Below are 26,022 nucleotides of genomic sequence, written 5' to 3'. Positions count from 1 at the left end.
GATCGTCGAGCTCGGCGTCGGTTGCGCGGGCTTCGAATGCTTGGACGTCGCTGGTTGGACGGGGCATGAGACCTCCTGGCCATCGCGGAACCGGCCGTGACCTTTCAAGAACCGGCTAAGACGGTTCTACTATGCCTTCATGCCACCGTGCAACCAGCTAAGGTGGTTCCATGCGTACTGGGTTCCCTGACTTCCGCCTCGGCAGCGTGCTGGCGACGAGCTTCACGGGGACTCTGTCGGAGCGCCATGGCGACGCCGTGGAGCGCATTCCTGTGCCGCAGCGCCTCGTCGACTGGCTGGCGGTGAACGGCCTCACCGTGGACTCCTGCACCGCTGCCCAGCTCGACCTCGCCTGGGAACTGAGGGAGGCGATCCACGCCGCCGCGACAGCGGCCGCGACCCAGGACGCCCTCCCCGCTTCCGCGGTCCAAGTCATCAATGACCGCAGCGCTCAGGGACGGGCCGCGGCCATCCTGACGCCCGAGGGCGAGCGGCGATGGCAGCTCGGCTCGGCTTCCGGCGTGGAAGATGCTCTCGGCGTGATCGCCGCCGACGCGATCAGCGTCATCGCGGGCGAGCGAGACGGAAAACTGGCCTTGTGCGCATCACCGACGTGCCAAGCCGCCCTCTTCGACACCAGCCGAAGCCGCACCCGCAGATGGTGCGACATGAACACGTGCGGGAATCGGGAGAAGAAGGCACGCTTCAACGCCAACCAGCGCAAGAACCCCGGATCAGCGAAGTGATCGTTACCTGAGAGCGGCCGCGCTACCGGCCCGTCTCCCCCGTCTCCGTCACCCGCCGATCGTGCCGCAAGTCGTCGAAGAGGCGGGCCGACCTCTTGGCGTCCCACTTCAGTACGTTGCCCTTGGATGTGGGCACGCCTATGCCGGACACGGGCACGTTGATCTGCTTGCCCTGGCCGCCCGCGACGCTCTGTACCGCGCGGAACATCGCGCTGAGGTCGCGCAGGCTCATGCCCTTGTCGACGATGAGCGTGTCGAGCCCGGCCTGCATGGCCGGGCCTATCTCCCGTGGGTCGAAGAGCGTGTCGGGGCGTGCGGCCTGGTGGGCGAGGGTCGACAGGAACTTCTGCTGGTTCTTGGAGCGGCCCAGGTCGCCCTCCCTCTCCTGGTGCCGCTGGCGGACGAAGGCGAGCGCCTGCTTGCCGTTCAGGGTGTGACAGCCCTTGCGCAGGTCCGCGCCCGACTTCTCGTCCTTGATGTCCCGGTCGAGGCACATCCGTACGCCGCCGATGGCGTCGACGATGTTCACGAACCCCGCGAAGCCGATCTCCGCATAGTGGTCGATGCGCAGTCCGGTGTTCTTCTCGACGGTGTGCACGAGCAGTTCGGGGCCGCCGTAGGCGAAGGCGGCGTTGAGTTTGTCCCCCTCGGGGCGCTTGGTCTTGCCCGTCAGTGTGTCCAGGCGGCCGGGCACCGTGATCCAGGAGTCGCGCGGCAGGCTGACCATGCTGGTTCCGTTGGCCCCGGTGTGCAGCAGCATCATCGAGTCGGTGCGCCGCCCGCCGCCCCCGCCGGCCCGCAGGTCCTTCACGTCGCCCTCGGAGAGTCCGTCGCGGCTGTCCGAGCCCACGATCAGGTAGTTGGTGCCCTCGCCGGGCGGCGGGCGGTCCCCGTACGCGCCGAGGTCGACCTCCCGCTGGAGCCGCGTCTCGGCGTACCCGTACGTGCCGCCCGCCGCGACGATCACGGCGCCCAGCAGGACGAGCACCACCCGCCGCAGCCTCCTGCGCTTCTTCGACTGCCGGGCGTGGGCGCGCCGGGGCCCGTAGCGGGAGCTGGGGCGTTCGGCGAACCGCTCACGGGTGGTGGAGCCCGAGCCTTCCGGGGTCGCCACGTACGCGCCCTGGCCGGCGTCCGGTTCCAGGCCCTGGTCGGCGTACGCGCCCTGGACCGCGTCCGGCTCCGGGCGCCACAGCTCGCCCGTCACCCGCACCGGGTCTGTCATGGTCGGCTCCCTTGGTCATGTGCCGGGTCCAGCTCGCGCGGGCGCGGCGGCTCGTCGAGCGGATCTCCCGAAGTCCCTCCGGGAGTCCCGACAGGCGTCTCTCCTGTCGGCGCTTCGAGCAGGTACGGGTCGGCGGTTCCGGTGCGCTTCATGCTGTGCCACTTCAGGCGGGTGCCGAGCAGCGCCGTGATCACCGAGTGGATGACCACCAAGTACATCAACTGCCGGTAGACGAACTGCTGGAGCGGAAGCACCCACAGCACGCGCAGCCGTTCGCGGTCGAGCCGCAGCGCGTACGCGGCGGTGACCAGCTGGATGGCGAGGAAGCCGAACCAGACGAGGGCGGCCTCCACCGGGTCGCGGAACAGGGCCCCGAACAGGGCGAACATGTCCACGACCGGTGCGCACAGCGGCAGCACGATCTGGAACAGCGTGACGTAGAGCAGCACGCGACGCCCGAAGCGTCCGGCGGGGCCGACCCCCACCACCGCCTGACGGTGCTTCCACATCGACTGGAGGGTGCCGTAGCACCAGCGGTAGCGCTGGCGCCACAACTGCCGTACCGAACTGGGCACTTCGGTCCAGGCGACCGCGGACTCCTCGTACACGACGCGCCATCCGGCCCGCCAGAGCGCCATCGTGAGATCGGTGTCCTCGGCCAGCGTCTCGTCGCTCACGCCGCCGACGCCCATCAGCGCGTCCCTGCGGAAGGCGCCGATCGCCCCCGGCACCGTCGGCATGCACTCGAGGACCTCGAACATCCGCCGGTCGAGGTTGAAGCCGAGTACGTACTCCAGGTGCTGCCATTTGCCGAGCAGGCGGCGCCTGTTGCCGACCTTGGTGTTGCCGCTGACCGCGCCGACCGCCGGGTGGGCGAGCGGCTGGATCAGCCGGGCGAGGGCCTCGGGCTCGAAGATGGTGTCCGCGTCGACCATCACGACGATGTCGTGACGGGCATGCGCCAGACCGGTGTTGAGGGCGCTCGGCTTGCCGCCGTTGGGCTGGCGGATCACCGTCACCCGTGGGTCGTCGATGTCCTCGGCGATGTCGGCCGTGGCGTCGGTCGAGCCGTCGTCGATGACGATGATCTGCAGATGCGGGTGGGTGGAGGCGAGCAGCGAGTACACGGTGGAGGCGATGCCCGCCTCTTCGTTGTACGCGGGCACCAGGACCGTCACCGGGTCCCGCACCTCGCGCAGCCGTGGCGCACCCGGCTGGTACCGGTGCAGCCTGCGCACGTGGAGCCGGGCGAACACCATGAACAGGAGCATCCGCAGGACGCCGAGCACGCCCGTGAGGGTCAGCGTCCACACCATCAGGGTGAGGAACGCGTGCCCGAGCCGCTGCGACCAGAGCAGGCCCTCGCCCTTGATCTCCTGGGCGACCGGGACCTTTTCGACGAAGGAGGGGCGTCCGAGGCCGCCGCTGACGGTGGTGAACGAGTTCACGCGGCGGTCCTTCAGCAGCTCCTCGGCCTCGCGGTAGCCGAGGTCGGTCTGGCTGTGCTGCGTCACGACGCCGCGCCACGGCTTGCGGTCCTTGTGGTCCGAGGCGACCACCAGATACCCCTGCCCCGCCGCGCGCCGCGCGGCCGGCCACTGCGGTCCGCAGAGCGTGTCCGCGGCCGTGGTGTGCGGCAGCCGCAGCAGGGTGGTGTTGATGCCGGACGCACCCGCGAGAGCGCTCTGGGTGAGGGACAGTTCGAGGCGCGCGCGCAGCGGAGATGCGACACCGAGGTCGCCGCCGCTGTAGGTGTACGAGCCGATCTCGTGGCCCTCACGCAGCATCCGCCGCATCAGCTCCGGATGCCGGGCCGCGTCCTTCCCGTAGACGAAGAACGTCGCGTGCGCGTGGTGTCTGCGCAGCAGGTCGAGCAGGCGCGGCGTCCACTCCGGGTCGGGCCCGCCGTCGAACGTGAGCGCGACGGTCCCCGGCGGCATGGCCGCGGTGGTGACCCCCTTCGGGCCGAACCGCAGCAGCGGCTTCCCGTCGTCCGCCTCGCGCGGGATCGGCCGCGTGCACGGCGGCTTGGTGCGCGCGGCGTCGACCTGGTGGGTCGTCCAGCCCTCGAAGAGGAGGGCGACGGCGACCACCAGGAGGACGAGCAGGAGGACGAACCAGTGTCCGCGCGGCGGGCGCCGGACAGCGGTACGCCGGGTCACTGCTTGAGGCCTCCGGCCGGCGGGGCGGCTCTGTCGGCCGCAGGGGGACGGCGGTCCTCACGGCCCGCGTCCGCGTCCCCGCGGGTGGAGACCGGTCCGTTCGTGCTCGGGGGCTGCGTGCCGACGGGCTGCCAGAGGTCGCTGACCACCGTGCCGACGAACGCCAGATACCCGAGGCAGACGCAGCCCACGACCAGCGCCAGGCCTTGCAGCGTCCGCCTGCGCCAGCCCGACTGGTCGATGAAGATGGGGGGTTGGGGGTCGGCGGCCTGGGGAAGCCGCGCCACCGGGGGCACGCGAGGCTCCGCCGCGCGGTGCGGCATGCCCTGAGGCATACCTTGCGGCATGCGGTGGGGCATGCGCTGCGGCATGTCCCGTCGCGTGTACTGCGCCATGTGCGGCGCCGTGTACTGCTGCGCCCTGTGGGCAGGGGGTACGGGCGACCATCGCCCGTCATGGGGTGTGCTGGCTATGTGGGGGATGCCCTGCACTGGTGCTCCTGATCTGCGGCCGCGCACGCGCGACTCTTTGTGTGGGGGTACGGACCCGGGGGTCCGCTGCACTGCCCGCGCGATGTCAGGAGCCGCATCCCGGTACCCGGCGCGCACGGAGGTTCCCGTACGCACGCGTGCGGTGCGCCCTTCCCGGGTGGGGCCGGGAAGGCCACGTACGCACGGCCCTCTCGAGGGCCGGGAGGCCAGGGGCGGCCGTCTGGCATCACGCGGCCCCCGACCCTACTAGGGAGGACGGTGTCGGGCACCCCCGGACAGGGGTGAGCTCGGACTCCCGGTCAGCGCGGTGCGGGAGCCGTCGCGTCGCCCTCGGTGCGGAGCCACACGGTGCGCTGCGGGTAGGGGATGTCGATGCCCGCGGCGTCGAGCGCCTCCTTGGCGCGGCGGCGCAGTTCGCGGGTCACGCTCCACTGCTGGAGGGGGACGGTCTTGACGGCCATGCGGACGACCACTCCGTCCGCGTCGAGGGACTGCACTCCCCAGACCGACGGGTCTTCGAGGAAGACCCCCTTGAACTGCGGGTCCTGGCGCATGTCGTGACCGGTCCGCTCCAGGACTTCGTACACGGTGTCGAGGTTGGACTCGTACGCGACGGAGATGTCCAGGACGGCGCGCGCCCATTCCTGGCTGTCGTTGCGGACGCGCAGGATCTCTCCGTTGCGGATGTGCCACAGACCGCCGTTGAGGTCGCGGATCTGGGTGAGCCGCAGGCCGACGTGCTCGACCTCGCCGACGGCCTCTCCGAGGTCGACGGAGTCGCCGACGCCGTACTGGTCCTCGAGCATGATCAGCATTCCGGCCAGGTAGTCGGCCACGAGGCTCTGGGCGCCGAAGCCGATGGCGAGGCCGACCACGCCCGCACTGGCGAGCAGCGGGCCGAGTGCTATGCCGACCTGATCGAGGATCATGGCCGTGGTGACGACGGCGATCACGATGGTGACGATGCTGCTGAGCACCGAACCGATGGTGCGGGCTCGCTGCTGACGCCGTTCGTTCGCCCGCGCGCGGTCACGGTGCAGCACGGCGGGGCCGCGGTTGCTGCGGCGCGGCTCGTCCGCTTCCCCTGCCGATCCGGACGATCTGGATGATCCGGCCGACTCAGCCGACTCGGCCGGCTCCAGGATGCGCTGCACGACACGGGTGATGGCCTTCTTGGCGACGGCCCGGAAGATCATTGCCCCGATGACGATGATCGCGATGCGCAGCGGAATGCCGATCACGGTGCCGAGGTGGTCGGTCAGGAACTCCGGGGCCGCGAGCGCCGGCGGACGGCCGACGCCGAGGACCTGGGACGTCGTGGGGTCGATGGTTGCCAAGGGTCGAGCACTCCGATTCATCGGTCTGGGATCACGAAGGACCCCATGCGCCTTTCCCGGCAGCACGGACTCAACACGGGGCGGTGTGTGGATGAGGTGATGACGGTGCGGAACGGGAGTGCAGAGGCAGGCTGCTCCCGGGCCCCCGCAGCAGCGACTGGTGCGGGGGCCCGGGACATCGCGGCCCCGAGTGGGCCCTATGTCATGAGAGGTCCTCGATGCGGATGTTGTCGTGATAGATGACCCGCGTCGGAACGTCTCCGTTCTCGATCGACTCGTCGGGGCGGTAGAGACCCCACTTGATGTAGCCGAAGTCGGTCGGGTTCTCGGGGTGGAAGGTCTGCACGTTCTCGTACGTCTTACGCAGCGTGAAGCCCGATTCGCCCGGCATCTTGGTGGAGATCTTGTAGTAGCCGGTCTTGTCCTTCGTCCAGCTCACATCCACCCGGAAGGACATCCACTTGTTGACGTGCGACGTGAAGTCGTCGACCACCGTGGCCTGCAGGTTGAGGAGCGGCGACCGGAAAGCGATGCTGTTCCGCTTCGTCATCAGGTAGAAGGACGGCTTGTTTCCACCGGCGTGCTTCCCCTGGAAGAAGATGTCGCCGGTATCCGAGTCACCCGATTCGTACGTCTTCCAGTCCTTCAGCAGGACGTCGAACTCGTACCGGTGCTTGTCGCCCACCTCGATCTTCCCCTCGGGAACATCGTTCGTGGCGCTCTCGCTGCGCGGGGCTCCGTCGGAGACGTAGTCGGGGTCGCCGAGCGTCACCTTGTGCGCGATGGCGTGGTCGTCCCCGGACTTGACGGTGTACGACGCGTCCTTCGCCTTGGCGTGGGTCGTCGTCAGGCCGGGGATGCCGGAGTTCAGACTGCCGTCCTTGTAGTCGACGTCCAGCAGGGGCGATGCGCCCTTGGCCTCGCTCTTCGCAGGCCGGGGCTTCTCCTCCTGGCCCGCCTGGGCGGTGGCCAGGCCAACGATCGTCAGCGTCCCTGCCAGCCCTGCGGCGGCAGCGGTGCGCACCCTCGTCCTTGCCTTCCGCGTCGACCGGTGCGTCGTCCTGCGCTGCTCGTTCACCATGCTCAGCTCGCCTTCTTGTCGTCGATCCGGACGAGGGCGTGGCCTCGCATCGTGTAGAGCCTGCCGTCGCTGTCGGCGTTGACGTGGGGACCGCTGTACCACGCACCGTTGATCCCGGGTACGACCTCGCTGACGGCGAAGGTCTTCGGGTCGAAGCGGAAGAGGGTCGTGTCGGAGACGCCGTAGACCCTTCCCCGGCTGGTGACCATGGCCGCGAATCCGGGACAGAGGTCACCGTGGTCGGCGGTGTGGACCACCTTGCGGGACCGCAGGCCGATGACGAAGAAGCCGCCCTTCCTGGTGAGTCCGTACAGGTTGCCGCCCTGAACCGCCAGTGCGGCCACTCCCGTGGTCAGGGAATCAGGGAGGTCGACGCGCCACAGCTCCTTCCCGACGACCGGGTCGAAGGCGACGACCGTGCCGCGCGGCCCCTTCGTGGTGGGGTTGTCACCGCCGAGGTACGCGACGCCCTCCCGGGTGGCGACCGCGCGCACCAGCTGGATGGCGTCGACCGGGTTGATGAAGGCGCGCTTCTTGCCCGTCTTCGGCGAGTAGGTCCACAGCGAGCCGCCGCCCTCGGTGTCGGACTGCGCACCGACGAGCATCAGCCGGTTGACCGGGTCGTGGCAGATGTCGAGCGGCCGGTTCTGCTCGCTCGGGAACGAGGCGATCTGGTGGGGCTGCTTGTCGTCCGACGGGTCGTACGCCCATATGCCCTGCGAGCTGTACTGGCCGGTGTAGAGCACGCCGGCAAGCAGCTCGGCGTCCTTCGCCTCGCCGGGCGCCCGGAGGTTGACCACTTTGTCGGTGCCCACCTCATGGCGTGCGATAACGTTGTTGCCACCGACGAAGACGTACTGGTCGTCGGCGGCGATGCCCATCGCGGTCTGCGGGCTGAGGGGTGCGCCCGCCTTGCCGAGTTCAGTGATGACGGACGTACCGGCGGTCGTGTCGATCTCGCCGACGAAGCCGTAACCCGAGACGACGGTCAGTTTGCCGTCGGCGTGGTCGAGGCCCCAGATCTCACCGAGGTCGGGACCGTCGAACGTGACGGCGGCGAGCTCTTGGGTCGCCGCCGAGTAGGAGTACAGACCGGCGTCGGAGGCGAAGTAGATCACGTCGCCCTTGGCGGTCAGGTTCTTGACCACCTTGCCCTCGGTGGTCCTCACCTTGTACGAGGAGAGGTCGGCCAGGTCAAGGACGGCCAGCTTGGCGGGCTGGGTCGACCCCGATGTGCCGACGACGAGGCGGTCGCCGACGACGGCGAGCTCACGCAGGCTGGGGTCCTTCTCCAGCTCCGGCGGTGTGACGTTGCTGAACGTGCCCTTCGCCCGGTCGTACGCGTACAGCGACGCCTTGCTGGCCTCGCCGCCACCGGACAGGACGCTGCCCGCTCCGAAGAAGACGGTCTTGTCCGTGGCCGCGACGGCCCTGGCCAGAGTGGCCTTCGGGTCGGGGATGCCGAGGTTGGTCATCTTGTCGTCGGCCGGGTCGTACATCCACAGCGCGGGGGCCTTGCCGGGTATGCCGCCCACGGCGTACACGGTGCCGTCCGGGGCGACGGCCAGCTCGCGGATGTCGCGGTCCTCGGTCCGGCCGACGCCCTCGGCGGGCTTGTCCGGGGTGCTCAGGTCCCACCGGAAGAGGTTGGGCCTGCCCTCGTCACCCTTGGTCAGGATGCCGGCGTACAGGTACGTGCCGTCCTTGTCGGCGGCGAGCGCCTGGATCGAGTGCCCGTGGCCGAGTTCGGTCTGCGACACCACCTTGCGGGTCGGCAGATGGAACCCGATCACCCGGGTGGGAGTGAGATTGCGTGATCCGATGTAGACGGTGTCGCCGACCTGGATCCCGCTCATCAGCGCGAACTGGACGATGCCGGGGCCGAGATCGGTGACCCTGGTACGGAATCCTTCCGGCGCGGCCTGGGCCGTCGCGTCGAGCAGCGGTGCCGCTGCGGCGGCGAGCCCGATGCCTCCGCCCGCCCGGAGCAGTCTGCGCCTGCTCATCGATGTGTGGTGTCGCACGTGAACTCCTTTGTCAGTGCGGGACATGTGGGGGGGGACAGCGCACAAGTGGGTGAGCGGAGCTCACGGGAGAGCGCTGGTGGCCTGTGGTGAGGGCGGTGCGTGGGGGACGCCACCCCCGCCCGTCAGGCCGACGTCGCCAAGGCCGCCCGGTGGACGGCGTGGGCGAACGGTCTGTGTGAGCAGTAGCGCACGACTTCGTCGATGGCACTGCTGGTGATGCGCCGGAGCTCGCCGCCGAGCGAGCCCGCGATGTGCGGGGTGAGCAGGACGTTGGGCAGGGAGTAGAGCGGTGATGCCGCGGGCAGCACCTCCGGCTCGGTGACGTCGATGACCGCGTGGATGCGCCCGCTCGCGGCTTCGGCGGTGAGCGCGGCGGTGTCGACGAGGGAGCCGCGGGCCGTGTTGATGAGAGTGGCGCCGTCCCGCATCGACGCCAGCCTGCGGGCGTCCAGGATGTGGTGGGTCTCCGGCAGGGCGGGGGCGTGCAGCGAGACGACGTCCGAGTCCGCGACGAGTTCGTCGAGGCCGACGTGCCGGGCGCCGAGTGCCGCCGCCTGTTCCGCGTCGGCGTACGGGTCGGCGAGCAGGAGATCCAGTTCGTAGGGCCGCAGCAGTTCGAGCACCTTGCGGCCGATGAGCGAGGCACCGACCACACCCACGGTCCTGCGGTAGTTGCCGAACCCCGGGAAGCGCTGCGACCAGTCGGACACCGCACGGTGCTCGCGGTAGATGCCGCCGATCTCCAGGACCCGCTTGTTGGCGAAGAGGACCGCGGCGACGGTGTACTCGGCGACGGGTACGGCGTTGGCCGCAGCGGCCGAGGAGACCGCGATCCCGCGGTCCCAACAGGCCTGCGTCACATGGTGCTTGACGCTCCCTGCCGCGTGCACGATCGCCTTCAGGGCCGGTGCGCGGGCCAGCAGGTCCTCGTCGAGGACCGGGCAGCCCCAGGAGGTGATCAGGATTTCCACGTCTCTCAGGGCCGGTTCGTCGTCGAAGTCCTCGGCCACATGGTCCGGATCGATGTCGACGTACGCCGTCAGACGCTGCCTCTCGGCAGGCGGGAACATCGTGTCCCGGTGCCGGCGGCCCATGGCGAACAGGGCGCGGGGCCGGGAGGCCACGGTCGGGTGCATACGGGGATTCCTCACGGTGGTGGCTTGCTCGTGGCCTACTTGACGGCGCCGGCGGTCATGCCGGACTTCCAGAACCGCTGGAGCATCAGGAAGACGACGATCAGCGGTACGACGGACACCAGCGAGCCGACGACGGCCAGCAGGTAGTCCTCGGGGTGCCCTTGGGAGAGCGCGGAGGAATACCACACGTAGAGACCGAGGTTGACCGGGTAGAGGTCCTGGTCGGAGAGCATCACCAGGGGCAGGAAGAAGCTGTTCCAGATCTGCGTGAACTGGAAGAGGAAGATGGTCACGAAGCCGGGTGCCATCATCGGGAAGGCGACGCGGCAGAAGGACCTGAACTCCCCCGCCCCGTCCATCCGCGCCGCTTCAAGGACCTCGTCCGGCACATAGGCGGCGCTGAAGACGCGGGCCAGATACACGCCGAACGGGAAGACGAGGCCGGGCACGAACACGCTCCAGAACGTGTTCACCACGCCGGCTTCGGCGGCGAGCAGGTAGAGCGGGATCGCCATCGCCGTGCCGGGCACCATCACGCCGAGCAGGACCAGCGAGAACAGCCGCTCCTTGCCGGGGAACACGAGCTTGTCGAAGGCGTACCCGGCCGCGACGCTGAACAGCGATGCCAGCAGGGCGCCGACACCGGCGTACCCCACGGTGTTGAGCACCCAGCGCAGGTAGACGCCGTCGTCGGCGGCGAACAGCTGCTCCAGGTTCTCGGCGAGGTGGATCTCGTTGCCCAGGGAGAAGCCGTTCGTTCCGAACAGGTCCTCGCGGCTCTTGGTGGAGGACAGCAGCAGCCAGGTGAGCGGCAGCAGGGTGTAGAGGGTGGCGAGGCCCAACATCGCGGTGACCCCTGCCTTGGACAGCAGGACGGACGGTGGCTTGGTCACGGCTTGCTCCCGCGGCGTGAGATACGGGTGACGATGAACGAAAGCACGGCGGCGAACACGGCGATCAGCAGCGAAGCGGCTGCCGCGAGGCCGAAGTCGTTGTTCTGGAAGGCGGCCGTCTGGACGTACATATTGGGTGTCCAGGTGCTGCCGATCGCGCTGGAGGCGCTGTAGATGACCTTCGGCTCGGTGAAGAGCTGGATCGATCCGATGACGGTGAACAGGACGGCCAGCGCGATCGACGGGCGGATCATCGGGACCTTGATGGCCAGCGCCGTGCGGATGGCACCCGCGCCGTCAACCTTCGCCGCGTCCAGCGTCTCGCGGGGCACGGCCTGCAGGGCGGCGTAGAAGATGACCATGTTGTAGCCCATCCACTCCCACACGGCGATGTTGGCCGCGGAGAACACCGCGACGTCGGCCGACAGGAAGCTGATGTCGATGCCGCCGGACTTCAGGAAGTCGATCACCGGGCTCAGGCCCGGCGTGTAGAGGTACACCCAGATCAGCGCGGCGATGAGACCCGGCACCGCGTGCGGCAGGAACAGCGCCAGCTGGAAGAAGGACCGGGCCTTGGCCAGGCCGCTGTCGAGCAGCAGGGCGAGTACCAGCGCGCCGCCGATCATCACCGGAATGTAGAGGGCGCAGTACGCGGCGATGACGAGGAAGCCGTCCAGGAACTGCGGGTCGGTCAGCGCCTCCGCGTAGTTGTCCAGACCGGAGAAGACGTTCTCCGTACCGCCGAACCCGAGGCCGGATGTGCGCGTGGTGAACAGGCTCAGCCAGGCCGCGTACGCCAGCGGGGCAAGCGTGACGACCGTGAACAGGGCGAAGAACGGGGACAGGAGCAGGGTGGCGGTTCGGCGCTGTCCACGGGTGGATGGGGATGCCATGCCGGCCTTTCTCGGTGGGACGGGTCGAGCGGTTGACCGGCACGCTTACGGAGCGGTGACTTTCATGCCGCGCTGCCTCATGTGCTTGACGGTGGTCTTCTCGGCGTCCGAGAGCACCTCGGGCAGGTCTGCCTTGCCCTCGGCGACCTTGGGGAGTTCGTCCACGATCGCGGTGTTGGTGGTGCCCATGGCGGGACCCCAGGTCCAGCCGCGCCGGATCGCCCGGTACGACGACGCGCCGATGGAATAGACGTCCTGTCCGCCGAAGTACTCCGTGCCGAACGCCTTCTTGGTGACCGGCACGAGCTTCGGGTCGGCGGGGAACATGCTGCTGGTGCCGGAGGACACCCAGGCCTTCATGCCCTCGGGGTCCGTGGTGATCCACTTGATGAACTCGGCGGCGGCACCGCTGTTGTCGGCCCCCTTCGGGATCACGAAGGACGAGCCTCCGTACATGCCCGAGGCGGGCTTGCCGTCCCAGGTGGGCACGGGGGCCACGGCCCATTTGCCCTTCTGGTCGGGGACGGTCGCCTGGTGCGCCCCGGCGCACCAGCTGGCGCAGACGTAGGCGACGGTCTGGTTCTTCTGGACGCTCGTCCAGAACGGATCCAGTGAACTCAGCGAGCGGACGAGGTCCTTGCGGGCGAGGTCGCCCCAGTAGCCCGCGGTCTTCTTGGAGGGGCCGTCGTCGACCGTCACCTTCCAGGAGTCCTTCTCGGCGGTGAACCACTTGCCGCCCGCCTGCCAGGTGAGCGCGCTCAGGAGACCGGGGTTGTCGGTGTAGAGGACCCCGCCGCGGGCGTCGGGATCGGCCTTCTTCACCTTCTCGGTCATGGTCCGGTAGGCGTCCCATGTCTTGGGTACGCCGATCTTGTGCCGGGCGAAGAAGTCCTTGCGGTACATCATCATCAGGGGCGCCGCGTCACGGGGGACCGCCCAGGTCCTGCCGCCGAGGTCGACCAACTGGCGTACGGCTTGGGGGAATTGGTCCTTGACCACGGGGCCGAGCGTTTCGCTCAGGTCCTCGATCTTCCCCTGGGCCGCGAACTCCGGCAGGTTCGGGTACTCGACGACCGCGACGTCCGGGGCGGTACCGGCCTTCACCGCGTTGGTGAGCTTGGAGTAGTACTCCTGCCCCGACGGGACCGTCTCGAAGGTCACCTTGATGTCCGGGTGGCTTCGGTTGAAAGCCGCGGCCACCTCGTCGGAGCCCTTGACGAAGGACCAGAAGGTGACCTTTCCGGTCTTCTTGGCCGCGGGGGCGGACCCCTGGCCTGCCCCTCCGCACGCCGTGGCAAGCAGGGCGAGGGCCGCGACAGGGCCGGCCAGGGCGGCCGTGGTTCTGCGAAGCATGATGTTCGCCGATCGTTCGCTGGGATGTCGAACGAAATCATTAGCCAGCACCAAGGCTTCGTCAATGCTTTTGGTTTCATTCAACGCCAAACGAAAGCAAACGATGCGTGCGGGGCACGCCCTACTTGCGCTCGGCGGCCTCCAGGGGCGCCCCACTGGACGCCCGGACCCGCAGCTCCGGGCGGAGCAGCAGCTCGGCGAGCGGGGGTGTCGCGTCGGCGAGCCTGCGCATCATCAGGTCGACCGCCCACTCCCCCACCGCCCGCTTGGGCGGCGCCACGGCGGTGAGCGGGACGTCGCTCAGCTCGGCGACCTCGTCGTCGTAGGTGACGATGGCCAGGTCATCCGGGACGCCGAGGCCGCGCGCCTGCAGGAGACCGACGAGGGTGACGGCGTCGAGGTCGTTGTGGACCAGCGCCGCCCGGACCTCGCCCGCCTCGACGGCCCGTACGAGCTCCGCCAGCTGCTCCTCGAACGGGGCGGGCTCGTCGGCGGAACCGATGTGGTGCTCCGGGCCCGTCGGCAGCCCCAGGGCAGCGCACGCCGCGGCGTAACCCTCGCGGATCAGGGGCGTGTTCGGGCTCTCGACCCTGGCCACCAGCGCGATCCGCTCGTGCCCCAGAGCGGCGAGATGCCGCACCGCGAGACCCGCGCCGAATGCGTGGTCGGACGCGACCTGCTCAAGCCGTCCGGCCTGCGCCCCGGCCCGCCGGTCCACGAGGACGACCGGCACGTCGAGGCCGCTCAGCCACTCCTCGGCCTCCCCGGCGGGTTCGAGGCCCGCGCGCGGCATCAGCAGCAGACCGTCGGCGCCCGACGCGACGAGCCGCCGCACCTGCTCCTTGTTGTCCGCGAGCGTCTCGCCGGAGACCGTGAGCACGACGCGGACGCCGTGCGTGCGCGCCGCGTCCTGCACCCCTCGGATGATCTCGGGGTAGTAGTAGCTCCCCGGGGGCACGACGAGGCCCAGTACGTGCCCCTGACGCACCGCGGGCCTGGGCACCGCGGGGCCGGAGGAAGTGGCCTGCTGGGCCGCGGCCGGGGACATCGCGCCACCGTGCACGCGGACGACGAGCCCACGGCCGGCCAGGTCCCGCACGTCCTGGCGCAAGGTGACGGCGGAGACACCCATCTCGGCGGCTGCCTCCTTGACCTTGATGGTCCCCCGGCGCTCCACCATGCGCAGGATCGCTTCACGCCGCTCTTCCGTCAGCACCCGCATGCCCCTCTCGCTGCTCGCTGCTCGCTGCCTGCTGCTCGTCGCGAGTGAAATCGTTTGCTTTCACTCGACAAGCGAAAGGTATCAATGGGCGACCGAAGGCGGCACCGTCCGTTCACCCCGTGGCCCTCCGCCCGACGCCGTATCTGCCGGACAGGCTTCACGGCAAGATCACAGAGTGCTCTCTGTCATGGAATGCCCATGACAGAGAGGATCTCCTCCATGGCCAACTCCCGCAGACACCGGACCACTTACGGCCGACTGGCCCTCGTCACGGCCCTCGCGGCGGTCGCCGCCGCCGTGCCCCTGAACTCCGGCGCGCTCGCGGCCACGGCACTGCCCGCCGTCGAGCCGCGCGCCGAGACCCCCGCCCTGCACGACGACGAAGCGGGCGGCGACGCCGACGCCGACGACCCGGCGATCTGGCGCAACACCGCCGACCCGGACCGCAGCCTGGTCGTCGCCACCGCCAAGCAGGGCGGTCTTCGCGTGTACGACCTCGCCGCGCGCGAGGTGCAGTCGGTTCCGGCGCCCGCCGCGCCCGGACCGGACGACGCACCCGGCCGCTTCAACAACGTCGACCTGGTGCACGGCCTTCGCCTGCCCTCGGGCCGCACCGACCTGGCCGTGACGAGCGACCGCGGCAGCGACCGGCTGCGGTTCTACCGCATCGACCGCGACCGCGCGGGCGGCCCGCTCACCGACGTCACCGACCCGGCCGCGGCGCCCGTCTTCTCGTCCTCGCAGGAGGAGATCAACGAGCAGCGCACCGCGTACGGCCTCGCGACCTGGACGGACCCGTCGACGGGCCGGTCCTACGCCCTGGTCAGCCGGCGGGAGCGGACCCGCGTCGCGCTCCTCGAACTGACCCCGAAGAGCGACGGCACGGTCGGCTACCGCAAGGTCCGCACACTCGACCTGCCCGCCGACTTCCGCCTGCCGAACGGCACTTCGTGGGCGCCGTGCGGCGAGCCGGGCGAACTGCCCCAGGTGGAGGGCATGGTCGTGGATCCGGCCAACGGCACGCTCTACGCCGGACAGGAGGACGTCGGCATCTGGCGCCTCCGTGCCGACCTGACGGGCAAGCCTCAACTCATCGATAAAGTGCGTGAGTTCGGTATCCCCGGGACGTACGACCCTTCGACCGAGGAGTGTGAGGCGGGCGCCGACCCCGGCTTCGGCGGCAAGCACCTCAAGGCCGACGTCGAGGGCCTGACGCTGCTGGACGACGGCGACGGCAGCGGCGACGGCCAGCTGCTGGCCTCCAGCCAGGGTGACAACACCTTCGCCGCCTACGACCGCGAGCCGTCCGACCACAACGAGTACGAGGGCGGCTTCCGCGTCACCGCGGCCTCCTCCTCGCTCGACGGCTCCGAGGAATGTGACGGTGCCGCGGTCCTCAACAAGCCGCTCGGCGCCCGGTATCCGCACGGTCTGCTCGTCGTGCAGGACGGTCACGACGCACCGGGCGATCCCGAACGACCCTCCACCAACTTCAAGTTCGTGGACCTGGGCGACGTGCTCGACGCCGTCGACGACTGACACCACTGGCACTACTCGCACCACTCGCACTACTCGCACTTCTGACACCACTGACACCACATCGGGTGGCGGTCCCACGGGCCGCCACCCTCTTTCTTTTCGTATTCAAGCGAAATGGCGATCAGTCGCCGCTGCCGACCATGGCCAGAATTTCATCCGCCCAAAATGAGACGCTCCCTTCCCAGGAAACACGACAGACTCGTCGGGCACATGACAACGGCAAGCCATTTTTACCCGTGACCTGATTTCGTCGATGAATCCCCCCTTGACTCCTTACGCCACCTGGAGCGGGAACGACCGGCCGCTGTCCGAAAGTCGAGGACGCCGTCCGACGGCTGAGGTACCTGTGAATACGGATGAGGCCAGAAGACATTGACGGCCCGTCAGGCAGCCCGCACTGCTTTTTGGACAGACCATTGAAATAACCACCTCTTCGAAACATATGGCTCTACGGTTGCTCCACGTGGGGGGAAACACGAGGGGCACGAGGGGGGAAACGCCGATCGTGTGGGTGTGGCGCGAGAACCGGGGGGGTCCGCGCCGCCCTGTAACACCAAAGGCTGTTCTTTCCAGGGGGCTCTGTGCGGCTGCCACCGACCGGGTGCCGCCGGAGCAGATGGTGCTGTCCGGCTTGACCAGCTGGGCCGCCCCATCGGAATCGAATCGGTATTCGAAGTCCTTCTGCCCATCGGCATGCTCAAAACGCTGGACTCTGCGCAGTCCGCGTCCGCCCCACACCTACATGTCGGGCAACACAGGGACTTTCCGAAGGAGACCCCCGTGACGGAATCTCGGCCGCACAATCCCACTTCCGACGGGAGCGGATTACTGCTCGAGGCGTTCGATGCTCAACTGTTCCGGGAAACTTCCGAAACCGCTCTTGCGAAGCTGGAGAAGCACCTTTCCGATCTCTCCATCAGGGGTCTCGAGCTGATCGATCCCGCGACGTTGTCGGATGCGGCGAAAGCCCTGATGACGACGGAGCGCGAGAGGGTGGCGACGTTCGACGAGGAGAAGCTGGCAGGGATCATCGACCTGTACATCAGGACCGGCATCCAGGTGCACTCGCCCGGCTACATGGGCCGCCAGTTCTCGGGCGTCGTACCGCTCGCCGGCGTCATCGACTTCGTCAGCTCGGTGGTCAACCAGCCGGCCTCGTTCTACGAGGCGGCCCAGCTGCCCAACGCGGTCGAACGGATCATGGCCGATGAGCTGAACCGCTTCATCGGCTGGGATCCGGCGCGGTTCACCATGGTGACCACGTCAGGCGGGTCCCTGGCCAACCTCACCGCGCTCCTGGCCGCCCGCAACCAGAAGCTGCCGGGCTACTGGTCGGAGGGCGGATCCTCCTTGCGGGGCCAGCCGCGGCCCGCCATCGCGGTGGGCTCGGACGTGCACTACAGCGTCGCGCGGGCGGCCGGTGTGATGGGCATCGGCGACGCACAGCTCGTGCGCCTCCCGCTGAACGGCCGGGGGCAGATCTCCGTGGCGGACGCACGACCCGCCCTGGAGGCGGCCGAGCGGCAGAACCTGAAGGTGTTCTGCCTCGTCGCCTCGGCCGGCAGCACATCGGTGGGCGCCTTCGACCCCATCGACGAACTGGCCGACCTGGCACGGGAAAGGGATCTCTGGCTGCACGTCGACGGCGCCCACGGAGCCAGTCTCCTGGTGTCGGACACGCTCCGCGAGAAGCTGCGCGGAATCGACAAGGCGGATTCCCTGACCTGGGACGCGCACAAAATGATGTTCGTGCCCGCGCCGTGCACGATGCTCTTCTACCGGGACAAGGAGTCGAGCCTCAACGCCTTCCGGCAGAAGGCCAGTTATGTGTTCGACGAGGAGCCGGACATATACACCGCGTACGACAGCGGGGGCAAGAACTTCGAGTGCACGAAACGGCCCATGATCATGACCCTGTGGTCACTCTGGGCCATGTACGGTCCCGCCTTGTTCGCGGAGAAGATCGAGTATCTCTGCCAATTGACGGAGGAGGCCCACGGCATCGTACGGGCCGAGCCCGACTTCGAGGCACTGCACCGTCCCGAGGCGAACATCCTGTGCTTCCGATATCGCCCGGCCGGGATCAGGAAAGAGAATGTCCATCGCCTCCAGATCGCCATCCGCAACAGCGTGAAACTCCGGGGAAATTTCTTCATCTCGAAAGTGAACGTCGACGGTGTGGCCGCACTGCGCGTGGTCATGATGAACCACCAGATCACCGGCGAACACTTCCGGATGCTGATCTCCGAGATCAGAAGGACAGGTCAAGACCTGCTCAGCAGCGAAGCGGGTACAGAAACAGCTTAGAGGGGACGGATGTTGAGTACATCTCATGTTCCACAGGCCACCCACGTTCCGCCGACCGCACTGACGCCTGGCGGCGCCCGTGAACTGGCCGACTGGCTCATCCCGGACGGTGAGTTGCTGCCGGAATCAGTTGAAGCCGTAACCGCACTTCCTTCGTTCGCCGAGAAGTTACGTGAATGCGAACGGGTCTGTCAGACGCCGTACAGCGAGGTGTCGCACGACGTTCAGGAAGCCGTCGTACTGCGTCGCCTCCAGCAAATGGTGAACACGGCGATGCTCAATCCCCTGTGGCGCGACCGCCTGCGCAACGCGGGGGCCGCGCAGGCCCCCGAGACCTACGAGGCCTGGCAGCGGATTCCGCTGTCGGACAAGGACATCCAGCGCGACTTCTTCATGGATTCGCGGCCCGGCATGGTGGTGCCCCTCACCCGCGGCGAGTTCGAGATCGTGGCCAGCGGCGGCACCAGCGGCGGCCGCCCGCTCGAAGTCGTGTACTCCTTGCGGGAGTTGAAGGACACGTACGAGATCGCGGGCCGCTTCATGGGCGCCTATCAGCTCGCGAGCCACCTCGCGGGCGCCGACCCCAAGTGGCTGTTCACCACGCTGGCCGACTACCAGATGTGGAGCAGCGGCACGATGGTGGGCGGCGTGCTCCAGCACGTGCCCGGCGTCAACTACGTCGGCGCGGGCCCCGTCACGGCCCCCGTCCTGGAGCACATGTTCTCGTACAAGGGCCCCAAGGCCCTGATGGGGATCTCCGCGGGCATCGGGATCCTCAGCGAGCTCGGCGTGGGCATGCGCAAGGAGTCGAGGGAGAGCTTCCGCGTCGCCCTGTACGGCAGCGGGGTGCTCTCGCAGCGCAAGCGGGTGGAGCTTCAGGCGCTGTACCCGAACCTGGCGATCCTCAGCTACTTCGCCGCCACCCAGGCGGAGACCATCGGCCTTCAGCTGGACCCGGCGTCGCCCAACCTGTCGGCGGTGCCCGGCCTGCACCTCATCGAGATCGTCGACGAGAACGGGCAGTGGGTTCCCGAGGGCGAGGAGGGCGAACTCGTCGTCACCCGTCTGCACGCCCACGAGACGCCGCTCCTGCGGCTCAAGCTGGGCGACCGGATGATCCGGCGGCCACGGACCGAAGGACCGGGCCTGAAGACCCAGCAGTTCGAGTTCGCGGGCCGCACCGGCGACGTGCTCCACATCAACGACAGCCAGTACTCCGCCGCCCGCGCCTACACCGCGCTGCGCGACGAGCTGAAGGCCGCCGAGGCGGTGGACCTGGACGCGGTGGCGCACGACGTCCAGTTCGTGAACCACCGCGAGGGCAGGACCATCACCCTGCTCGTCTCGGTGGACGACGTGCTCGGCATGACGTACCGGACGGACACGACCCTCGGCCCCTACGGGGTCCAGCAGGTGTTCGTGAACGCCCTGCCGCGTTCCCTCTCGCTGTTCAACCACGGGGAAGCGAACCCCGCGTCGATCGAGAAGACCGGCTACAGCTTCCAGCTCAAGTTCGTGCCCCGGCTCTCGGCCGAGATCGAGCGGACGGCCGTCGGCAAGGTCCCGCTGGTGCGGGACCGGGGCTAGCGCCGACAGAGCGCCTACAGGAGGAGTGAGGATGAAGCACCAAGTCAACATCATCGCTGTCGTCGACGTCATCGGAGCGCTGTCGGGCAGCACGCTGCTCGACGGCAACCTCTGCATGATGGACGACGGCGGTCACAACAGTGCCCACCAGGGGACGCCGAACCTGTGCACCGTGGTCAAGCCCGGCCAGGTCGTCTCGTGGTCCGCCCTGGCCGTGGACCTGCAGACGCCGGTCGAGATCAAGAACATCTCGTTCGTGCCCGCGGACCAGAACGGCCACACGTCGGGGCAGACATCGGGCCAGGCGCAAGGCCAGACTCAAGGTCAGGCGCAGGGGCAGGCGCAGGGGCAGGCGCAGGGCCAGATGCCGGGCCAGCCCTACGGCCAGTCCCAAGGTCAGCCATACGGACAGTCCCACGGACAGTCCCAGAGCCACGCGCAGGGTGCCCAGGGCGGCAACCACTCCGAGGGCGACAAGCTCGACCTCGACGTCTGGACGGGCGTGGTGCCCAACTGGCTGACGCCCGGGGTCGCCTACCAGTACCGCCTGGAACTCCAGATGTACGAGGGCGAGAACAGCGTCATGCACATCGACACCCCCGCGTTGATGTGCGAGTAGCAGCCGGAGCAGGGCGGCAAGGGCCGGGAATCAAGTAGCGGCGACAAAGGCGGAATCATGCCCCAACAATTGGCGATCATCGTGCTCGTGGACGTCGGCAGTGCGCTGGAGTCCGAGTCACTCGAAGGCAACACCTACCTGTTCGACAACATGAAGCTGCAGGGTTCCACGAACCAGGGAACCGGCGACCTCGTGACCGCGATCAACGGCTCCTACTGGAGTGACGGGTCCCAGGCCAGCGAGCAGGTCCTCAACTGGCTTCCGTACAGCCTGGGTTCCATCCCGCCGACCGTGCCCCGCGGCTATGAGTTCGAGCGGGCGCGGCGGAGCGACGAGAAGGCGCTCGAAGACCTCCAGGACCTCGCGACCAAGTCCTCGGTCGCCGGCGTCGACCAGGCCGAGCAGCTGAGCCAGATCCGCAAGACCGTCGGTGCCCGGGTCAAGACCACGCGGCGCACGCGCGGCCGCATGTCCGGGCAGAAGATCCTGGACGTGACCGGCAAGGTGGTCACCGAGGACAACACGGCGGCGTACACCTACCCCGCCCCGGTGATCACCGACATCTACGGCGAGGCCGTCGACTCGAAGATCATGTACCCGGCGGAGTACGGCTCCCCGGACCTGGTCACCGACGGCTGGTACTGGTCGGCGACCGTCGACACCTCGCGGCCGGGCACCTACTCGTACGTGATGCGGATCCAGCTGCACAAGCTGGTGGGCCTCAACGGCGAACTGCGGTGGGAGGCGGTCAACCTGATCTGTCCCTCGACGCTCAAGATCACCTCGGAGCCCCGGCGCAACGCCTTCACCAAGGCAGGCATGGGCATGCTGCCCATCCCCCCGGACGCGGGAACGCGTCCCGGCAGCCACTGATCCCGCAAGGACTTCAGCCAGAAGGAGGAGCAGATGACCACCACGCCGAGGCGGCGGGACGGCGCCGCGAAGCGGCCCATCTCCATCACCGCCGTAGTGGACTGTGTGGGTGCCCTGGCAGCCGGCAACATGCAGGGCCACCTGTACATGTACGACACGAACAAGTCCGCGGGATCCACCGGCTTCGGCACCGAGGAGTTGCAGACGCGCGCCCGGAAGGGCGACCAACTCCTGTGGAACGCACTGGCGTTGGAGTGCGAGGCGTATGTCGCCATCGACGGCATCGTGATCGACAGCTCCATCTGCGTACCGGAGCGGAAGGTCTATCCGGGCACCGACGTCGCCTACTGGATCGGCACGGTGAAGAAGGACGCGCCCAACGTCACGTACCAGATCAAGTTCAAGCTGGGCACGAGGGACGAACCGATCGCCACCACCCTGTCGTCGTCCCTCATCGGCTAGGTCCGGGCATGACGGCGTACGCGAAGGAGGAGCGTTGAGCAGCAGCGTGCAGGAGAAGTCGGCAAGCGGCGCGCACCACAAGCAGAATCCCGGACAGCTGAACTCGGTCCAGCTGAACATCGTGACGCTCATCAACATGGAGCGAGCGGTGGAGACGGGCTCCCTGAGCGACTCGATCTACATGATGGACAACAGCATCGGCGGCAAGGGACAGGGCACGTCGTCCCTGGAGACGGTCTGCAAGCAGGGCCAGGTCCTGAACTGGATCGTGCGCCCGCTCGACATGGAGAAGCGCAGGGACGGCACCTGGCCCCCCATGCCGAAGATCAACAACATCACCTTCCTCGACACCGAACTGGGTGACGAGGAGGACGTGGCCGAGCGGAAGATCTTCACCGAGCTGAAGATCTACGGGATGCCGGACCGCATGCGGGACAAGTTCACGCCGGTCTACTACTACTGGGCCGGCACGGTCCTGAGCACCGCCAAGCCGGGCGTGCACAGGTACCGGCTCGTGATGGAGCTGGAGCAGGAGCACAAGAAGGAAAAGCTGTATCTGAACACGGCGATTCACCCCTCGATCAGGATCCTCGGGGTCTGACGGACCACGTGACCGCCAGGCCGGTTCTCGGTCTGGCGGTCATGCGGCGTCGGGCGTAGAGAGGAAGGTTCACCCCAGCACCCCAGGCACGCCCAGGGAGGCCCAGTGGACAGGACCATCGGCAAGGGAACGTTCCGGGACGCGTTCAAGAACCAGGTCATCGCACTCTCCGCGCTGGCGCCGGGCACGGGACGGCGGCTCGCCGAGCGGGCCAACGCGACAGCGGGTCCGGCCGATGCCGCGCTGCGGACGAAGGCCGAGTTCAGCACGTTGTACGACCTGCTGCTCGCCGAGCAGGGGGGCACATCGGCGGACGCCGGCCTGGTCCTTCTCGACGCGGACGGACAGCTCACCGCGATCGGCCGGATCGTCGACGACTTCCTCAACTCGGCGGAGAACAAAGCGGAGTTCTTCGCTCAGGACATGTATCAGGTCAAGGTCACCGGCTGGCCGCCCGGCGTCCTGACGGCCGACGAGGTCATGGAGGCCCCGCAGGGCGCCCGGCTGACCCTGGCCAGGAGCAGCACCCCGGACGACACGATGCTCGCGACACCGTCGTTCTCGATGGTCAACAGCGGCAACATGACGGCCCACGCGCCCAAGCGCTCCTGGAAGGTCGACTTCGAGGTCGGCGAGAGCGAGGACCGGCTCTACGGCATGGAGCGGATCAACCTCAAGGCGATGTACAACGACCCGTCGCAGATGCGGGAGGCCGTCGCCTGGCGGCTCCTGGAGCGCGCGGGCATCCCGGCGGCGCAGCACACGTACGCGACGTTCTCGGTCAACGACCGCTACATGGGCCTCTTCTCGGTCATCGAGCAGGTCGACAAGAAGTTCCTGAAGGACCACTTCGGCAAGAACTCCGAGGGCAACCTCTACAAGGCCTACTGCGGCGACGTCGGCTGCGCGACCCTGGAGCACCGCACCGGCACGGACGGCGCCGACAGCGGCCGGCAGTACTTCACGGCGGGCAGCCTGGAGGACGACCGCACGTACCGCCTGAAGACCAACGAGGACAACCCGTCCGCCAACACCTACGACGACCTCGCCACGCTCGTGAGGACCGTCAACGGAGTCCAACTGCCGGGCGGCGAGGGCCGGTTCGCGAGCGACGCCTTCCGCGACGCGGTCGAGCAGGTCCTGAACGTCCCGGCCTTCCTGCGCTGGGCGGGCGCCAACGTCCTCCTGGGCAGCTGGGACAACTACTTCGCGACGCCGTCGAACTACTACCTCTACAACTCGGGGCGGCTTGCCGACCCGACGGGCTTCATGGCGCGCCCGTACTTCACGTTCATCCCGTGGGACTACGACAACAGCTCGGGCATCGACTTCTTCTCGACGCAGTGGCAGTACACGGACCTGCTCGACTGGCCCGCGATGAGCCGCAACTACTGCCGGATCACGCACGCGCCGCACGAGGTGTCACGCCTGCCGCTGTTCACCAACCTGCTGCGGCACCACGACTTCTGCCAGTACTACCTCGATCACCTCGAGTTCCTCCTGGACACGGAGTTCGGCCCGGAGCGGGTCGCCGCACTGCTCGGCGCGGAGGGCTCGGGGCGGACCGACGGCCTGTGGCAGCTCATCTCGTCCGCCGCGTACGGCGAGTCCACGAGCCCGCACGGACAGCCGTTCACCGGACGGCAGTTCACCAACGACGAGGTGTACCGCGCCGCGTACCGGCAGTGGGAGATGAGCCGGGGCTCGCAGTTCACGTACGGGATCTTCCACTACACGCGCATGCGCTACGACCACGCACGTCAGCAGCTCGCCGAGCTGCGCAAGACCTACCCGAACGGAGCCAGTGGGGCGACGTTCCCGGGCGCGATGGAGGTACTGCCCTCATGACATCGACGAAGAAGTCGGCGGCGCGCGAGCTCCGCCTGGTCAAGGAAGCGAAGATCCAGGACCTGATCGGCGACGGCGCGGGCACCCGCCTCGAGGCGAGCGGCGTCATCTACCGCGACGGCGCCTTCCTGATCGTCTGCGACAACCTGCCCTCCCTCATCCGGGTCAGCAGCGAGCTGTCGCCCAAGGCTCCGGAGAACGGCGTCCTGACCCGTGCCAAGGGCAAGAAGACCGGCGGCGCGAAGGCGAACGAGGGGTACGAGGATCTCGCCCACGACGAGCGGCGCGACCACTACTACACGCTGAGCGAGGCCGAGCCGGTCAAGTCCAAGGGCTTCCGCGCCCGCGTCCAGGAGTACGACGGGAAGCTGCGCCCGGTCGGATCGGCGCAGCTGGAGTTCGATCTGGCGGACGCCAACAAGGGCATGGAGGGCCTGGAGTGGGTCGAGCGCTCGGGCACGGGCCACCTCCTCGCCCTGTGCGAGGGAAACCGGTGCGAGGGCGGCAAGAAGGGCAGGACACCGGGCGGCGGCCGCATCCAGGTCTTCCGGCGCGGCGGCAAGCGCTGGATCAACACGGCCACGATCCGGCTGCCCAAGTCACTGCCCTTCGAGGACTACGCGAGCGTCTCCGTGCGCGACGGACGGATCGCCGTCCTTTCGCAGGCCTCGTCCGCGCTCTGGGTGGGCCGCATCTCCACCAAGAAGTGGGAGGTCGACGAGGGCACGGTCTACCGCCTCCCCACCGACAACAAGGGCCGCACGCTCTACGGCAACCCCGAGGGCGTGTCCTGGGTCTCGGCCGACTACGTGGTGATCGTGTCCGACCGGGCGAAGAAGGGCGCGGAGAACGAGCGGTTCCGCGGGAAGGACCAGTCGATCCACCTGTTCCTGATCCCGGGCAACAACCACTGACCTACTCGGCGGCCCACAGGCCGCGCACGTGACCGAGGTGGCGGGTCATCACCGCGCGTACCGCCTCCTCGTCGCGGGCGATCAGTGCGTCGAGGATCTCCAGGTGCTCCTCGGCCGACGCCTCCAGACGGCCCGCGTCGACCAGTGCCTGGAGCCCGTAGAGCCGAGAGCGCTTGCGCAGGTCGCCGACCACCTCGACCAGGTGGTCGTTGCCGCAGAGCGCGAGCAGACCGAGGTGGAAGCGGATGTCGGCCTCCACGTACGCGATGAGGTCGCCGTCCGCCGCCGCGGTGACGATCGCCTGTGCGGCGGGCCGCAGCGCTTCGAGTGCGGCGGGGTCCGCCGACGTGGCGAGCTCCGCCGTGGTCGGGATCTCGATCAGCGCGCGGATGTGCTTGTACTCGTCGAGCTGCTTCTCGGAGACCGCGGTGACCCGGAATCCCTTGTTCGGGACCGTGTCGACGAGCCCTTCCTTGGCGAGGTCGAGCATGGCCTCGCGCACCGGGGTGGCGGAGACGCCGAAGCGCACGGCGAGGGTGGGCGCCGAGTAGACCTCGCCCGCGCGCAGCTCGCCCGCGATGAGCGCGGCACGGAGCGCGTCCGCGACCCGCTCGCGGTAGCTGCTGCGCGTCCCGCCGAGGCTGGGCAGCGCGGCGGGGGCTGCGGACGGAGCGCGGTTGCCCTTGGCGGCCATGGGGGCGGTTCC

22 protein-coding genes are annotated in these 26,022 nt (G+C 68.5%); 10 read left to right on the top strand and 12 right to left on the bottom strand.

All coding sequences use genetic code 11. The features are described 5' to 3' along the window. The first annotated feature begins 170 nt into the window (after positions 1 to 170). The gene (locus ABZ833_RS33425) at positions 171 to 746 is read left to right on the top strand and encodes a CGNR zinc finger domain-containing protein (protein ID WP_361054609.1); all 576 of its coding nucleotides are present in this window, start codon (positions 171 to 173) and stop codon (positions 744 to 746) included. Positions 747 to 768: 22 nt separating this feature from the next. Here the strand turns inward: ABZ833_RS33425 and ABZ833_RS33420 are convergent, their stop codons facing one another. From ABZ833_RS33420 to ABZ833_RS33370, 11 genes are all read right to left on the bottom strand, one after another. Further along, complete coding sequence (locus tag ABZ833_RS33420; RefSeq protein ID WP_361054607.1) at positions 769 to 1,971, bottom strand: LCP family protein; 1,203 nt, start codon at positions 1,969 to 1,971, stop codon at positions 769 to 771. Then, the gene (locus ABZ833_RS33415) at positions 1,968 to 4,133 is read right to left on the bottom strand and encodes a bifunctional polysaccharide deacetylase/glycosyltransferase family 2 protein (RefSeq protein ID WP_361054604.1); all 2,166 of its coding nucleotides are present in this window, start codon (positions 4,131 to 4,133) and stop codon (positions 1,968 to 1,970) included. Before ABZ833_RS33415 ends, ABZ833_RS33420 begins: the two co-directional genes overlap by 4 nt. Then, positions 4,130 to 4,456 carry a hypothetical protein gene (locus tag ABZ833_RS33410; RefSeq protein WP_361054601.1) on the bottom strand — a complete coding sequence of 109 codons (327 nt, stop codon included), beginning with the start codon at positions 4,454 to 4,456 and terminating at the stop codon, positions 4,130 to 4,132. The genes ABZ833_RS33415 and ABZ833_RS33410 overlap by 4 nt, the downstream gene beginning before the upstream one ends. A gap of 467 nt (positions 4,457 to 4,923) precedes the next feature. Further along, complete coding sequence (locus tag ABZ833_RS33405) at positions 4,924 to 5,961, bottom strand: mechanosensitive ion channel family protein (protein WP_361054598.1); 1,038 nt, start codon at positions 5,959 to 5,961, stop codon at positions 4,924 to 4,926. A 202-nt stretch (positions 5,962 to 6,163) separates the two neighbouring features. Further along, on the bottom strand, positions 6,164 to 7,042 hold the full coding sequence (locus ABZ833_RS33400) for a heparin lyase I family protein (RefSeq protein WP_361054595.1): 879 nt from the start codon (positions 7,040 to 7,042) through the stop codon (positions 6,164 to 6,166). Positions 7,043 to 7,044: 2 nt separating this feature from the next. Further along, positions 7,045 to 9,066: a PQQ-binding-like beta-propeller repeat protein gene (locus ABZ833_RS33395; protein ID WP_361054592.1), complete on the bottom strand. Its 2,022-nt coding sequence runs from the start codon at positions 9,064 to 9,066 to the stop codon at positions 7,045 to 7,047. A gap of 125 nt (positions 9,067 to 9,191) precedes the next feature. Beyond that, on the bottom strand, positions 9,192 to 10,163 hold the full coding sequence (locus ABZ833_RS33390; protein ID WP_361054653.1) for a hydroxyacid dehydrogenase: 972 nt from the start codon (positions 10,161 to 10,163) through the stop codon (positions 9,192 to 9,194). A 77-nt stretch (positions 10,164 to 10,240) separates the two neighbouring features. Then, complete coding sequence (locus ABZ833_RS33385; protein WP_361054650.1) at positions 10,241 to 11,050, bottom strand: carbohydrate ABC transporter permease; 810 nt, start codon at positions 11,048 to 11,050, stop codon at positions 10,241 to 10,243. 44 nt (positions 11,051 to 11,094) lie between these two features. Further along, positions 11,095 to 11,991: a sugar ABC transporter permease gene (locus tag ABZ833_RS33380; protein WP_361054589.1), complete on the bottom strand. Its 897-nt coding sequence runs from the start codon at positions 11,989 to 11,991 to the stop codon at positions 11,095 to 11,097. Positions 11,992 to 12,036: 45 nt separating this feature from the next. Then, positions 12,037 to 13,344 (bottom strand): extracellular solute-binding protein, encoded by a 1,308-nt coding sequence (locus ABZ833_RS33375; RefSeq protein WP_361054585.1) that lies wholly within the window; start codon positions 13,342 to 13,344, stop codon positions 12,037 to 12,039. A gap of 121 nt (positions 13,345 to 13,465) precedes the next feature. Further along, positions 13,466 to 14,566: a substrate-binding domain-containing protein gene (locus tag ABZ833_RS33370; RefSeq protein WP_361054581.1), complete on the bottom strand. Its 1,101-nt coding sequence runs from the start codon at positions 14,564 to 14,566 to the stop codon at positions 13,466 to 13,468. Positions 14,567 to 14,785: 219 nt separating this feature from the next. Between ABZ833_RS33370 and ABZ833_RS33365 the strand changes: the two genes are divergently transcribed. The 9 genes from ABZ833_RS33365 (at position 14,786) to ABZ833_RS33325 (ending at position 25,316) form a co-directional block, all read left to right on the top strand. Continuing rightward, the gene (locus tag ABZ833_RS33365; RefSeq protein ID WP_361054647.1) at positions 14,786 to 16,105 is read left to right on the top strand and encodes a phytase; all 1,320 of its coding nucleotides are present in this window, start codon (positions 14,786 to 14,788) and stop codon (positions 16,103 to 16,105) included. A gap of 780 nt (positions 16,106 to 16,885) precedes the next feature. Next, on the top strand, positions 16,886 to 18,412 hold the full coding sequence (locus ABZ833_RS33360) for a pyridoxal-dependent decarboxylase (protein ID WP_361054578.1): 1,527 nt from the start codon (positions 16,886 to 16,888) through the stop codon (positions 18,410 to 18,412). A gap of 210 nt (positions 18,413 to 18,622) precedes the next feature. Beyond that, complete coding sequence (locus tag ABZ833_RS33355; protein ID WP_361054575.1) at positions 18,623 to 19,999, top strand: hypothetical protein; 1,377 nt, start codon at positions 18,623 to 18,625, stop codon at positions 19,997 to 19,999. A gap of 31 nt (positions 20,000 to 20,030) precedes the next feature. Beyond that, the gene (locus tag ABZ833_RS33350) at positions 20,031 to 20,618 is read left to right on the top strand and encodes a hypothetical protein (protein WP_361054572.1); all 588 of its coding nucleotides are present in this window, start codon (positions 20,031 to 20,033) and stop codon (positions 20,616 to 20,618) included. A gap of 57 nt (positions 20,619 to 20,675) precedes the next feature. Then, the gene (locus tag ABZ833_RS33345) at positions 20,676 to 21,491 is read left to right on the top strand and encodes a hypothetical protein (protein ID WP_361054569.1); all 816 of its coding nucleotides are present in this window, start codon (positions 20,676 to 20,678) and stop codon (positions 21,489 to 21,491) included. Between the two features lie 33 nt (positions 21,492 to 21,524). Beyond that, complete coding sequence (locus ABZ833_RS33340; protein ID WP_361054566.1) at positions 21,525 to 21,953, top strand: hypothetical protein; 429 nt, start codon at positions 21,525 to 21,527, stop codon at positions 21,951 to 21,953. 34 nt (positions 21,954 to 21,987) lie between these two features. Next, positions 21,988 to 22,554: a hypothetical protein gene (locus tag ABZ833_RS33335; protein ID WP_249586962.1), complete on the top strand. Its 567-nt coding sequence runs from the start codon at positions 21,988 to 21,990 to the stop codon at positions 22,552 to 22,554. Between the two features lie 105 nt (positions 22,555 to 22,659). Further along, positions 22,660 to 24,402, top strand: coding sequence for a CotH kinase family protein (locus tag ABZ833_RS33330; protein ID WP_361054563.1), 1,743 nt, complete (start codon positions 22,660 to 22,662; stop codon positions 24,400 to 24,402). Further along, positions 24,399 to 25,316 carry a hypothetical protein gene (locus ABZ833_RS33325; protein WP_361054560.1) on the top strand — a complete coding sequence of 306 codons (918 nt, stop codon included), beginning with the start codon at positions 24,399 to 24,401 and terminating at the stop codon, positions 25,314 to 25,316. Before ABZ833_RS33330 ends, ABZ833_RS33325 begins: the two co-directional genes overlap by 4 nt. Position 25,317: 1 nt before the next feature. Here ABZ833_RS33325 and ABZ833_RS33320 read toward each other — a convergent pair whose 3' ends face one another. Beyond that, on the bottom strand, positions 25,318 to 26,010 hold the full coding sequence (locus ABZ833_RS33320) for a GntR family transcriptional regulator (protein WP_361054557.1): 693 nt from the start codon (positions 26,008 to 26,010) through the stop codon (positions 25,318 to 25,320). Positions 26,011 to 26,022: the final 12 nt, after the last annotated feature.

It is taken from the genome of Streptomyces sp. NPDC047525 (assembly GCF_040643025.1).
Classification (GTDB): domain Bacteria; phylum Actinomycetota; class Actinomycetes; order Streptomycetales; family Streptomycetaceae; genus Streptomyces; species Streptomyces durmitorensis.
The sequence above is the reverse complement of the archived record's forward strand: the minus strand, read 5'-3'. Positions and strand labels throughout refer to the sequence as shown.

What these genes read in the sequence shown, in the direction of transcription:
- ABZ833_RS33425 (WP_361054609.1), top strand. Translation starts at nt 171, where the DNA reads ATGCGTACTGGGTTCCCTGACTTCCGCCTCGGCAGCGTGCTGGCGACG.
- ABZ833_RS33420 (WP_361054607.1), bottom strand. Translation starts at nt 1,971, where the DNA reads ATGACAGACCCGGTGCGGGTGACGGGCGAGCTGTGGCGCCCGGAGCCG.
- ABZ833_RS33410 (WP_361054601.1), bottom strand. Translation starts at nt 4,456, where the DNA reads ATGCCGCACCGCGCGGCGGAGCCTCGCGTGCCCCCGGTGGCGCGGCTT.
- ABZ833_RS33400 (WP_361054595.1), bottom strand. Translation starts at nt 7,042, where the DNA reads ATGGTGAACGAGCAGCGCAGGACGACGCACCGGTCGACGCGGAAGGCA.
- ABZ833_RS33390 (WP_361054653.1), bottom strand. Translation starts at nt 10,163, where the DNA reads ATGGGCCGCCGGCACCGGGACACGATGTTCCCGCCTGCCGAGAGGCAG.
- ABZ833_RS33385 (WP_361054650.1), bottom strand. Translation starts at nt 11,050, where the DNA reads ATGTTGGGCCTCGCCACCCTCTACACCCTGCTGCCGCTCACCTGGCTG.
- ABZ833_RS33380 (WP_361054589.1), bottom strand. Translation starts at nt 11,991, where the DNA reads ATGGCATCCCCATCCACCCGTGGACAGCGCCGAACCGCCACCCTGCTC.
- ABZ833_RS33375 (WP_361054585.1), bottom strand. Translation starts at nt 13,344, where the DNA reads ATGCTTCGCAGAACCACGGCCGCCCTGGCCGGCCCTGTCGCGGCCCTC.
- ABZ833_RS33370 (WP_361054581.1), bottom strand. Translation starts at nt 14,566, where the DNA reads ATGCGGGTGCTGACGGAAGAGCGGCGTGAAGCGATCCTGCGCATGGTG.
- ABZ833_RS33365 (WP_361054647.1), top strand. Translation starts at nt 14,786, where the DNA reads ATGGCCAACTCCCGCAGACACCGGACCACTTACGGCCGACTGGCCCTC.
- ABZ833_RS33350 (WP_361054572.1), top strand. Translation starts at nt 20,031, where the DNA reads ATGAAGCACCAAGTCAACATCATCGCTGTCGTCGACGTCATCGGAGCG.
- ABZ833_RS33345 (WP_361054569.1), top strand. Translation starts at nt 20,676, where the DNA reads ATGCCCCAACAATTGGCGATCATCGTGCTCGTGGACGTCGGCAGTGCG.
- ABZ833_RS33340 (WP_361054566.1), top strand. Translation starts at nt 21,525, where the DNA reads ATGACCACCACGCCGAGGCGGCGGGACGGCGCCGCGAAGCGGCCCATC.
- ABZ833_RS33325 (WP_361054560.1), top strand. Translation starts at nt 24,399, where the DNA reads ATGACATCGACGAAGAAGTCGGCGGCGCGCGAGCTCCGCCTGGTCAAG.
- ABZ833_RS33320 (WP_361054557.1), bottom strand. Translation starts at nt 26,010, where the DNA reads ATGGCCGCCAAGGGCAACCGCGCTCCGTCCGCAGCCCCCGCCGCGCTG.